Genomic DNA, 9,587 nt, shown 5'->3' with positions numbered 1-9,587 from the left:
CCCGGTTCACCTGCCCCCCAACCCCCCCGGGGGGCGGCCCGGGGGGGGGCCGCCCGCCGTCGCTCTCGGACACGACCGGGTCAGCTGGTCCGGACCGGCTCGCAGTGGACGCGCCTGCCCGCCGAGTACGGACGTCCACCGGGCCGGACGCCACCTCGCGGGCCTCTTCGATCCGCCCCGCCCGCTGACGGGCGTCAGTGCCACGGGTCCCGGTAGGGGTTCTCGCCCAGCAGCGTGGCCGCGGCCGCGCAGAGGTCTTCGCCGAAGAGCTGATTGCTGCCCCATGCGGAGCCCCACAGGTCGGACGCGGCCTGGGCCACGGCGCGCCAGGAGTAGTCCTCGTCGCATCGCCACGTGCGGATCCGAGCGGCCATCTCCGGCGTGATCGTCGCTGGGTCGACGGTGTTGTGTGGCATGCCGGCGACCCTAGGGACGTTCCGATGACGGCGGCTACGGCTACGGCTACCGGATGGGGAACACGCCAGGCCCCGGGGCCGGGACCTCCGCACCGCCCCGGTGGGCGCACGGGAAGTCGGCCCCGTCGACTTCCCGCTCCGGTCAGGATCCGGTGGGCAGGTGGGCGGCGACCTCGGCGAGGACCTGGGCGGCCGGTTCCGGGGTGGCCAGCCACTTGAGGTGGCTGCCGGTGAGGGTGCGGACGGTGTAGGGGTTCCCGGGCGTCAGGGCGTCGGCCTCGCGGATCATCCGGTCCTGCATGGCGAGCGGGATGCTGGCGTCCTCGGTGAGGCGGACGTACGTCCTGGGGATCCGGCCCCAGGTGTCGGCGCCGGCCCGGTCGTCGGCGGTGCCGGCGTCGAGGTTCTCGTCGGGCTGGAGGGTGTTGAGGAGGACCAGGAACTCCTCGTCCGTCCCGTCGGCGAACAGGGCCGCCTTGAAGGCCGCGAGGGCGGCGGGGTCGGCGGTGCGGAAGTTGGAGCGCAGCAGCCCGAGTTCGGCGGGGTTGCCGACCAGCGCGGCGGCCAGCGCGGCGGGGTCGACCGCGGCCATCTCGGGCTCGGCGTAGTAGGCGCTGACGTCGAGGTCGACGGGGCACCAGGAGGAGACGTAGACGAGGTGGTCGATCAGGTCGGGCCGCCGGTTGGCGGCGACGGTGGCCGTCAGGCCGCCGCGGCTGTGCGAGACCAGGACGACGGGGCCGTTGCGCTTGGCCCGCTCCAGGACCGCGATGAGGTGCGCGGCGTTGTCGGCGAGCGTGACGCCCTTGATGACGCCGGGCGTCGCGGCGAGCTCGGTGAGGTCCTGCGGCGCCTGGTAGGCGCGCGGGTAGGTCGCGGCGAAGCCGTGTCCGGGGAGGTCGACGGCGACCGAGCGGTGCCCGAGGAGGCCGATTTCGGCCTGGAGCGGGGCGAAGGAGAAGGAGTTGGCGAACGCTCCATGGACCAGGACGAACGTCGGCTGCATCTGGGCTACGACTGCCTTTCCGGGGCTGCGGCGGTGTCGGCGGGACGGGGCGGGGCGCAGCCACCGGGGTGGTGTGCGAACGGCCGCCCGCTGCCGGGGGTTCACCCTACTCGGCGAAGATCATCCGCACTAGCCCCGACCGGACAGGCCGGGCAGGGCCGGCCGTCAGGTCCAGGGTCGTCAGGTCCAGGGCAGGGAGGAGCGGGTGTGCCAGTAGGCCTCGGCGGGTTCGGGCATGGTGGCGAGGGTGGCGAGGTCGTCCGGGGTGGGGGTGAGGTGGGCGGCGGCGAGGTTGGAGGCGAGTTGGGCGGGGGTGGCGGCGCCGGACAGGACGACGTCGGCCCAGGGCTGGGCGGCGGCGGCCGCCAGGGCGAGGGCGTCGGGGGTGGTGGCGGTGCGGGTGGCGAGGGCGCGCAGGGCGGCGGTGTCGTCCCCGGTGGCGTTGCGGCCGGCCAGGCGGCCGTTGGCCATGCCCTCCTTGACCACGACCAGCCAGCCGGCCCGGTGGGCTTCGGCGAGGGCGGGGGCGGCGGAGGTCTCCAGCAGGTTCCAGGTGGCCTGGACGGCGCTGAACAGCGGCCGGCCGTCGACGGTGACGGCCAGGGCCCGGCGGATGGCCTCGGCCTGGGCGGGGCCGCTGGTGGACAGGCCGACCCGGACGCCCTCGGCGGCGAGGGCGTCCAGGCGCCGGTGCAGGGCGGGGTCGGTGAGGGCGGGGCTGTCGGTGGTGACCGAGTGGACCAGGTAGACGTCCAGGCGGGGGCCGAGCAGGGCGCGGGTCTCGCGGATCTGCCGGTCGTACACCGCCGTGGAGTGCTCCTTGACCTCGTGGGCGGTGACGCCGGTGGTGCGCCAGTCGGCCGTGTAGGTGTAGCCCCACTTGCTGCCGACCGTCACCTCGGCGGCGGCCTCGGGGTGTTCGGTGAGCCACTGGGCGAGGAACTCCTCGGCGCGGCCGTAGGAGCGGGCGGTGTCGAGGTAGCGCACCCCGGCGGCGTAGGCGGCGTCCAGGAGGGTGTGGGTGCGCTCGCGCAGGGCCTCGACGGTGCGTTCGGCGGGCAGGTCGGCCGCGCGCCCGAGGGTGATGTAGCCGGGCCGGCCGACCGCCGCGGTGCCCAGGCCCAGCCGGGCGCGGGCCGGGGTACTGGGGGTGGGAGCGGGGGCGGGTTCGGTCGGCATGCTGGCTCTCCTCGGGTGGCGCGACGGTGCTCACCTGGGACTTTAGGGGACCGCCCGCAGGGCCGTCGGCAGCGGGGCCGGGGCCGGGTGGGGCGCGACCGGGCAGGCCGGGGTCGGGCAGGCTGCGGCCGGGGTCGCGGCCGGGACCGTCGGCTGGTCCAGGCGCAGCACGACGTTGACGTAGTCCCGCGGTTTGCCCGGCCAGTGCCGGTCGTTGCTGGTGAGCAGCCGGCTGCGCACGCCGTCGCGTTCGGTGAGCGGTCCGGGGGTGGTGCGCAGGTTGGGTTGCCAGTCGCGGCCGCGCGGGCGGTGTTCGAGGGTGAGGGTCCAGTGCTCCCCGTCCACCTCCAGGACGGCGCCGGGGCGCCCGGGCAGCACCCGGGTGCCGTACGGGCCGCGGACGACCGCCCGTTGGGCGAAGTCGGCGTTGCAGCCGACCACGGTGATGCGCCAAGCGCCTTGGAACCTGAGCACGTTCGCCTCCCGCCCTCGCGGCGCGCCGTCGGCGACACGCCTCCGTCGGGGTCAACGGATGCGGGGCGTGCGGAGGATCAAACGGAGGGTGACCGGACGGCTGCCGGGCGTGTCGGCGGGGCGGTGCGGGCGGCGGGTAGCCGTGGGCGGTGAGGACGAGGTCGGCGTAGCGCGGGTCCTCCAGCGGGACGCCGTGGCGGCGCAGCAGGTCGAACAGCTGGGCCAGGTGGCGGGGTTCGGTGCCGCGCGGCAGTCCGTCGGGGGTGGTGCCGAGGACGCCGAGGACGGGGCCGTGGACGCGGTCCGCCCGGGAGGCGGCGGTCACGGCGGCGGCGGTCGAGGAAGCGGTGGCCGTCCGGACCGTCCGGGCCGTGCGGGCGGTCCGGACGGTCCGGGCGGGGACCAGGCGCAGCAGGAGGACGAGCCGGGCGGCGCCGGAGTCGGGGTCCTCGTCGGTCTCCATGGTGAGGGCGACGATGTCCTGCCAGCGGTAGTGGCGCGGGAGGAAGGCCCGTACCAGGGTGAGGCCTTCGGTGTCGGCGCGCAGCCAGAAGCCGTAGGGGACGGGCAGGGCGACGCCGAGGACGGCGGCGCCGGAGAGCAGCAGGGCGGGGACGGCGCCGAGGCGGGCGGCGACGCCGGTCCGGGCGAGGACGATGCCCATGGCGAGGGCGAGGACGCAACCGACGGGTGCTCCGGCGGCCCGCCACAGGAAGGCCAGTCGGACGGTCTGCGGTCGACGTCGCGGCCGCGGCAGCGCCTGTGACTGCGCCTGTGCCTGTGCCCGTGACTGCGGTAGTGGCTGTGCCTGCGGCTGCGCTGGCGGTGCGGTCTGCCCGCGCGGCGTGGCGTCCACGGGTGCCCCCTTCTCGCGTCGTGCCGTCGGGGGTCGGGCCGGTCGGGCTGTCCCCCGCCGGGCGGCGGTACGGCGGTGCGGCACGGCGGGCTGCGGCACGTCGGGGTGGGGCGGGCGTGGTGCGGGTGCCCGGGTCCGGTGTGTCGACGCCGTGCGGTCTCGCGGGAGTCGGCCCTTCCCGGCCGGGGCGCCGAGGCCGGTCGGGCGGTCCGGTGGAGACGTCAAGTGCCATCGTTACGGGCTGATGTGAGGATTCGTCAGCTCTGGTCGGCAGCACCTGTGGGCCTGTTCGTCCAGGATGTCAGCCGACGCTACGCGGGTCAACTGGCGTTGACTGCGGGTATCTTCTGATCCATGCCAGCTGATGCCGTTCGGCTATCGTGACCTGGCCGGCCCTGTCCGTCCGCCGAGGTCGCGGCCGGAGGGCCCGGGCGTGAGAAAGGTGGGGCATGACGGAGTCGACGGGGGACGGCGTTCAGGCGGGACCGGAGGGCGCTCCACCGGAGCCCGCCCAGGACGGCACCGGGAACGCGGACACGGGAGCGGATACGGGAACGGACGCGGGAACGGACCCGGGAACGAATGCAGGCACGGACCCGGGCACGGACCCGGACGCGGGCGCCGACACGGAGACGGACGGCCCCGCGAGCACGGAGGCCGGCGGGCTGTCGGTCCGGATCGAGGCCCTGTTCCACACCGTGCGCCGCCCCGACCGCGAGCAGTACACCAACGAGGAGGTGGCCCGGGCCTGCCGCGAGGCGACCGGGGAGTCCTTCTCCACCACCTACCTGTGGCAGCTGCGCACCGGGCGCCGGGACAACCCGACCAAGCGCCACCTGGAGGCGCTGGCCCAGTTCTTCCAGGTCCCGCCCGCGTACTTCTTCGACGAGCAGCAGGGCGCCGAGATCGCCAAGGAGCTGGCCCTGCTCGGCGCGCTGCGCGACGCGGGCGTGCGCAGCCTGGCGCTGCGGGCGGTGGGCCTGTCGCCGGAGGGCCTGGACACCGTCAGTGAGCTGGTCGACGTGATCGCCCGCCGGGACGCGGCGCGCAAACGCCCCTCGCCCTGAGCGCGGGCCGCGCAACCCCGCAGGGCCGTCGGAGCACGGGCGGGCGGGCCGCGGGGCGGGCGCAGGAGCGTCGGACGCCCGTGCGGAGGCGCCGGCGGAGGAACCGTAGGGGTGGAGCGGTGAGGGGAGCTCGGGTTGTGGGGTGACTTGTGGGGCGGCCGGGGCTACCGGTCCACGCTGCGGCGCTGTCGCCGGATGGCCGAACAGCTGGAGCTGCCGCGCCCGTTCGACCCGGTGGTGCTGCTGGAGCAGCTGGCGGTGCGGCGCGGGCGGCCGATCGAGCTGCTGCCGGTGCCCGCCCGGCCGCACGCCCCCTGCGGGCTGCTGGTCTCCACCGTGGAGGCGGACTACATCCTGTACGCGGCGGACACCGGCGTGCTGCACCAGCGGCACATCCTGGTGCACGAGATCGCGCACCTGCTGCTCGACCACGCCGGCTCCGCGCCGCTGGCCCCGGCCGCCGCGCTGCTGCCCAACCTCTCCCCCGCGCTGGTGCAGCGGGTGCTGGGGCGCACCAGCTACGACGAGCCGCAGGAGCGGGAGGCGGAGCTGCTGGCCTCGCTGATCCTGAGCCGGGCGGAACGGGCCGACGCCGCCGACCAGTCGGGGACCGGGCCGACGCCGGCCGGCGGGTCGCTGGACGCGCTGGGCGTCCTGCTGGCCGCCCGGCGGCACGGCGGCCCCGCCCGGCAACCCGACCCCGCCCGGGAAGCCGAACCCGCCCGGGAGTCCGACGGCGGGCCGGGGACTGACGGGCCGGGGGACGACACACCGCAGGACCGCAGGCCCCAGGGGCGCCGGCCGTGAGCGAACTCGCCCTCTACCCCGTCGGGTTGTTCTTCGTCCTCAGCTCCGCCCACTTCTCCCGCAGCCGGATCGACTCCCGCGCCGCCGCCCGTTTCACCTGCTACGGCACGGCCCTGCTCGGCACCGCCCTGCTGGTGCTCGCCCCGCCGACCGTACGGGCGGTGCAGGGCACGGGGGTTCCGGTGCTGGCGGTGCTGGTGATCGTGCTGGGCGACGGGCTGCGCGACGGCGCGGCCGCGGCGATGCGGCTGCTCGTGCCGGCGCTGCGGGCGGCCGATGCCGCGAGCACGGCCGGTGCCGACACCGCCGCTGAGCCCGCCGCCGGTACGGCCGCCGCCGAGCCCGCCGCCGAGCCCGTACGGCGGGAGGTGCGGGGCGGACTGGCCCTGCTGGCCGGGGTGCTGGGGCTGCGGCTGGCGCTGATCACCGCCGCCGCGCCGGGCCTGGCGGGCGAGGACCTGACCGTCGGCCCCGAGCTGTCCGCCCGGCTGGCGCTGGCCGGGTACACCGCCGTGGGCATGCTGCACACCGCGGTGTGCCTGACGGTGCTGCTGCGCGAGCTGGCCCGGCGTGCCCGCGCGGCCGGCCCCGGGCGGCTGGGCACCGGGCTGCGGCTGCTGGCCGGCGGGCTGGTGGCCGGGCTGCTGTGGAACGCCTGGAGCATGGACGACGTGCTGCGCGCGGCCGTCACCGGCAGCCAGGACGGCCCCGAGGACCTCCTGTGCGCGGTGCTGGGCGGGCTGTGCGCGGCGCTGATCGCGGCCGGCCTGGGCAGCACCCTGTGGCCCGCGGCGACCGGGGCGGTGCGCGGCTGGCTGCGCGCCCACCGCCGCTACCGGGCGCTCACCCCGCTCTGGCGCGACCTGCACACCGTGCTGCCGGAGATCGCCCTGGACCCGGCCCGCCGGCTGCCGCTGCCCCCGCGCGACCCCCGGTTCGCGCTCTACCGGCGGATCATCGAGATCCACGACGCCCGCCTGATCCTGCGCCAGCACCTGGACCCGCGCACCGCGCAGTGGCTCGACCGCGCCACCCGCCGCTTCCCGCCACCCTCCGACCACGCCGCCGCCACCGCCGAGGCCGCCTCGCTGGCCGCCGCCCTGGAACTGGCCGCGGCCGGCACCCTGCCCGGGCCCGCCGCCGCGCCGGAGACCGCCGCACCCGCCACGGCCACCGCACCCGCCACGACCACGACCACGACCACGACGGACACCATGGACGGGGAGGCCGACCACCTCGCCCACCTGGCCCGGGTCTACGCCACCTGCCCGGCCGTCGCCGAGGTCCGCATCCGCGCCCGCGCCGAACGCGCCCGCGCCACGACGGCCCTGCCGTAGCCTGCCGTCCGTGGAGAGCGAGGGAGGGGAAGTGGGCGACGGGCGTGGGCCCTGCTCCCGGCGGGGGCTTCGTGAGTAGGCGTCGCTACGTGGCCAGGGGCGTGCCCGGTGGCTACCGCATCTGGGACAACCGGGGGCGCCGGTGGTGGGGCGACCTCTACGAGCTCTGCCCCGACGACCTCACCGCCGAACTGAACGGCGGGGCCGCCCCGGAGAGGCTCACCGCCCTCCTCAAGCGGTACCGGGCCCAGAAGCGTTAGCAGCCCACCACCGGCCCCGTCACCGGCCCCAGCCCCACCGGAGCATTTCGAACAGCAGCCACACGAGCAGGAGCGGGACCATGGCGAGCGGGCCGGGCCCGGCCCCCTCCACCGGGACAGGCTCGCTTTCCTCCGCCGGGACGGGCTCGGACTCCTCCACCGGGACGGTTCCCGGGTGCCACCGGAAGTGCAGCCTGAGCTCGCCCGGAGCGGTGGCCATCGAGTCCAGGCGCAGCCGCCGGTCCGCCTCGTTCGTGAAGCGCGGCGCCGCCCAGTGCATGGACACCGTGGCGATCGGAGTCTCGTTCGCCGGGGCGCCCCGGGGGGCTATCGACCAGCTGGAACCCTCCATCTGGTACGGGTAGTTGACGGCCTCGTCGACGAGCTCGCCCAAGGTGCTCGCTCCGTCGACGGTGAAGTCCCAGTGGTGGGGTGGGTCGTCTCCCGGGTGCACGCTGTCGCGCGTCAGGATCACTCGCATGCCCGGCACGCTAGCCCGGCGCACCAGTTATCGTCAATCTGACATAAACGTCCGGCTGGAGACCCCATCAGCCACTCGGCCACGGCACCGGCCCGTGCGTCAGTCCCACCAGAAGCCCCAGTGGACGGCATCGACCAGCTCCTCGGCGTAACCGGCCAGGCCCTCCTCGGCCTGGAAGAGGTTGTCCGGGCAGAACGCGGCGTGCTCGGCCGCCACCAGCAGCGCCTCCTCCCGGCTCCCCGGCGGCGCCGCGACGCTCAACTCCAGTGAGTCGGCGCCCACTCCGACGAGGCGGGCGCCGAAGCGGTGCTGCCAGCTGTGCAGCACGGCGGCGATCTCGCCGGTGTCGCCGTGGCCGTTGGTGCCGTTCCAGCCGCAGGCGGCCAGCGCGTGGGCGCCGTCGTCCGCGCGGACCAGGCCGATCCGCAGCGCGGGGCGGGCGCGCAGCAGTTGGCGGGCCAGGCGGTCGGCGCACTCCTGCGGGTCGCGCCGCGGCGCCGGTGCGGGGGCGGGGGCGGGGCCGGGCCAGGTGTCAACGTAGGGGGCCAGCGTCTCCAGCAGGTCGGCCCGGTCCTGCGGGTCCCCGCTGGGGCACCACAGCACCGACTTCTCCCACCACCCACTCAGCAGGGCCGCCACCTCGTACCGGTCCGACCGGAACTCCCCCGGCCCACCGGGTTCGCCGGGCTCGCCGGGTTCGAGCCCCAGGTCCCGCGCCTCCAACTGCGTGGCGTCGCTGCCGGGCGCCAGCAGCAGCGGCCACCGCCCCGACTCCGCGTGCTCCCGGCGCAGCCGCTCCCACACGCCCTCGGGCGCCGGCCCGTCGCTCACCCACAGCGACGGTACGACCTGACGCCCCGGCAGCAGTGGCGCCGTACGGCGTTCGGCACTGCGGTCGGGGAAGCGTCGGCGCAGGTCGCGGAGCAGCTGGGAATCGATCATGCGCCCACGGTAGGGGTACGCACCGACAACGTCCCCGGGGGCCGCCGTGGGGCCGTTCGATCGAATCTGTTGGCGGGCCGTTCCCGGACGGCCCGGGCGGCCATAGGCCGAGGCTATGAATGGGTCGCCCGACCCCTCAGGACATCGACCTCAGGAGAGACATGACGCACCGCATCGCCAGGGCCGGTCTCGGCACGGCCGCCGCGCTGATCACCCTTCTCACCGCCGCCCCCGCCGCGACCGCCGCGCCGACCACCGGATCCGCCGGACCCGTCGCCCGGGACCGGGTCATCACGCTCATCGGCAAGCTCGCGCAGCAGTCGTCCTTCCCCGTCAACCCCGGCGGGGCCCCCGCCCAGGGCGACCGGACCGTCTTCCGCTCGGTGCTCTCCGATCTGGACGGCAACCAGATCGGCGAGACCGGCGGCACGTGCACCACCACCCGCACCGACAACGGCGGCGCGGAGGAGTGCACCGTGACCTACACCCTCCCGGGCGGCCAGATCACCGCCCAGGGGATGGTCTTCGGCCAGCTCAACCCGGGCCCGCCGCCCTCCTTCGACAACGCGATCACCGGCGGCACCGGGGACTTCGACCGCGCCCGCGGCTCGATCCACGCCGACACGATCGCCCCGGGCACGAGGCGCTTCACGATCGACCTCGACCGCTGACAGTGAGGATGTTCATGAGCGGTTCCCGGGCAGGTCTGACTCAACCTCTGACTGACCTCGGGTCCTCAACCGGATCTGTCGGCCTCGTCCG

At 75.8% G+C, this 9,587-nt stretch carries 12 protein-coding genes; 6 read left to right on the top strand and 6 right to left on the bottom strand.

Annotated elements, in window-relative coordinates; translation table 11 throughout:
* Nucleotides 1-194: 194 nt before the first annotated feature.
* The 4 genes from ACFXPX_RS06965 to ACFXPX_RS06950 all read right to left on the bottom strand — a co-directional run bounded on the left by ACFXPX_RS06965 (nt 195) and on the right by ACFXPX_RS06950 (nt 3,075).
* Nucleotides 195-416, bottom strand: coding sequence for a hypothetical protein (locus ACFXPX_RS06965; RefSeq protein ID WP_380639944.1), 222 nt, complete (start codon nt 414-416; stop codon nt 195-197).
* Between the two features lie 142 nt (nt 417-558).
* On the bottom strand, nt 559-1,422 hold the full coding sequence (locus ACFXPX_RS06960; protein ID WP_380639942.1) for an alpha/beta fold hydrolase: 864 nt from the start codon (nt 1,420-1,422) through the stop codon (nt 559-561).
* Nucleotides 1,423-1,602: 180 nt separating this feature from the next.
* A complete protein-coding gene (locus tag ACFXPX_RS06955; protein WP_380593103.1) occupies nt 1,603-2,601 on the bottom strand; it encodes an aldo/keto reductase in 999 nt (332 codons plus the stop codon).
* A 42-nt stretch (nt 2,602-2,643) separates the two neighbouring features.
* Nucleotides 2,644-3,075 carry a hypothetical protein gene (locus ACFXPX_RS06950; protein WP_380639940.1) on the bottom strand — a complete coding sequence of 144 codons (432 nt, stop codon included), beginning with the start codon at nt 3,073-3,075 and terminating at the stop codon, nt 2,644-2,646.
* 88 nt (nt 3,076-3,163) lie between these two features.
* Here ACFXPX_RS06950 and ACFXPX_RS06945 point away from each other — a divergent pair, with 88 nt between their 5' ends.
* From ACFXPX_RS06945 to ACFXPX_RS06925, 5 genes are all read left to right on the top strand, one after another.
* Complete coding sequence (locus tag ACFXPX_RS06945) at nt 3,164-3,841, top strand: hypothetical protein (protein ID WP_380639938.1); 678 nt, start codon at nt 3,164-3,166, stop codon at nt 3,839-3,841.
* A 539-nt stretch (nt 3,842-4,380) separates the two neighbouring features.
* Nucleotides 4,381-4,998 (top strand): XRE family transcriptional regulator, encoded by a 618-nt coding sequence (locus ACFXPX_RS06940; protein WP_380639936.1) that lies wholly within the window; start codon nt 4,381-4,383, stop codon nt 4,996-4,998.
* Nucleotides 4,999-5,193: 195 nt separating this feature from the next.
* Nucleotides 5,194-5,805 (top strand): ParH-like protein, encoded by a 612-nt coding sequence (locus ACFXPX_RS06935; protein ID WP_380639934.1) that lies wholly within the window; start codon nt 5,194-5,196, stop codon nt 5,803-5,805.
* Nucleotides 5,802-7,142 (top strand): MAB_1171c family putative transporter, encoded by a 1,341-nt coding sequence (locus tag ACFXPX_RS06930; RefSeq protein ID WP_380639932.1) that lies wholly within the window; start codon nt 5,802-5,804, stop codon nt 7,140-7,142. The genes ACFXPX_RS06935 and ACFXPX_RS06930 overlap by 4 nt, the downstream gene beginning before the upstream one ends.
* A 71-nt stretch (nt 7,143-7,213) precedes the next feature.
* Complete coding sequence (locus tag ACFXPX_RS06925; RefSeq protein WP_375896868.1) at nt 7,214-7,402, top strand: hypothetical protein; 189 nt, start codon at nt 7,214-7,216, stop codon at nt 7,400-7,402.
* Between the two features lie 19 nt (nt 7,403-7,421).
* Here the strand turns inward: ACFXPX_RS06925 and ACFXPX_RS06920 are convergent, their stop codons facing one another.
* Together ACFXPX_RS06920 and ACFXPX_RS06915 are read right to left on the bottom strand one after the other, a co-directional pair.
* Nucleotides 7,422-7,883, bottom strand: coding sequence for a hypothetical protein (locus tag ACFXPX_RS06920; RefSeq protein ID WP_380593098.1), 462 nt, complete (start codon nt 7,881-7,883; stop codon nt 7,422-7,424).
* A gap of 99 nt (nt 7,884-7,982) precedes the next feature.
* A complete protein-coding gene (locus tag ACFXPX_RS06915) occupies nt 7,983-8,825 on the bottom strand; it encodes a DUF4253 domain-containing protein (protein WP_380639931.1) in 843 nt (280 codons plus the stop codon).
* Between the two features lie 161 nt (nt 8,826-8,986).
* Here ACFXPX_RS06915 and ACFXPX_RS06910 point away from each other — a divergent pair, with 161 nt between their 5' ends.
* Complete coding sequence (locus ACFXPX_RS06910; RefSeq protein WP_380639929.1) at nt 8,987-9,496, top strand: hypothetical protein; 510 nt, start codon at nt 8,987-8,989, stop codon at nt 9,494-9,496.
* Nucleotides 9,497-9,587 lie beyond the last annotated feature (91 nt).

It is taken from the genome of Kitasatospora sp. NPDC059146 (assembly GCF_042786665.1).
Taxonomy (GTDB): Bacteria; Actinomycetota; Actinomycetes; order Streptomycetales; family Streptomycetaceae; genus Kitasatospora.
Note: the sequence above shows the minus strand (reverse complement) of the source record. Positions and strands in the feature narration are given on the sequence as shown.

Excerpts from the sequence above, each read along its gene's own strand:
- ACFXPX_RS06935 (WP_380639934.1), top strand. The coding sequence starts at position 5,194 with ATGGCCGAACAGCTGGAGCTGCCGCGCCCGTTCGACCCGGTGGTGCTG.
- ACFXPX_RS06960 (WP_380639942.1), bottom strand. The coding sequence starts at position 1,422 with ATGCAGCCGACGTTCGTCCTGGTCCATGGAGCGTTCGCCAACTCCTTC.
- ACFXPX_RS06910 (WP_380639929.1), top strand. The coding sequence starts at position 8,987 with ATGACGCACCGCATCGCCAGGGCCGGTCTCGGCACGGCCGCCGCGCTG.
- ACFXPX_RS06955 (WP_380593103.1), bottom strand. The coding sequence starts at position 2,601 with ATGCCGACCGAACCCGCCCCCGCTCCCACCCCCAGTACCCCGGCCCGC.
- ACFXPX_RS06965 (WP_380639944.1), bottom strand. The coding sequence starts at position 416 with ATGCCACACAACACCGTCGACCCAGCGACGATCACGCCGGAGATGGCC.
- ACFXPX_RS06915 (WP_380639931.1), bottom strand. The coding sequence starts at position 8,825 with ATGATCGATTCCCAGCTGCTCCGCGACCTGCGCCGACGCTTCCCCGAC.
- ACFXPX_RS06940 (WP_380639936.1), top strand. The coding sequence starts at position 4,381 with ATGACGGAGTCGACGGGGGACGGCGTTCAGGCGGGACCGGAGGGCGCT.
- ACFXPX_RS06920 (WP_380593098.1), bottom strand. The coding sequence starts at position 7,883 with ATGCGAGTGATCCTGACGCGCGACAGCGTGCACCCGGGAGACGACCCA.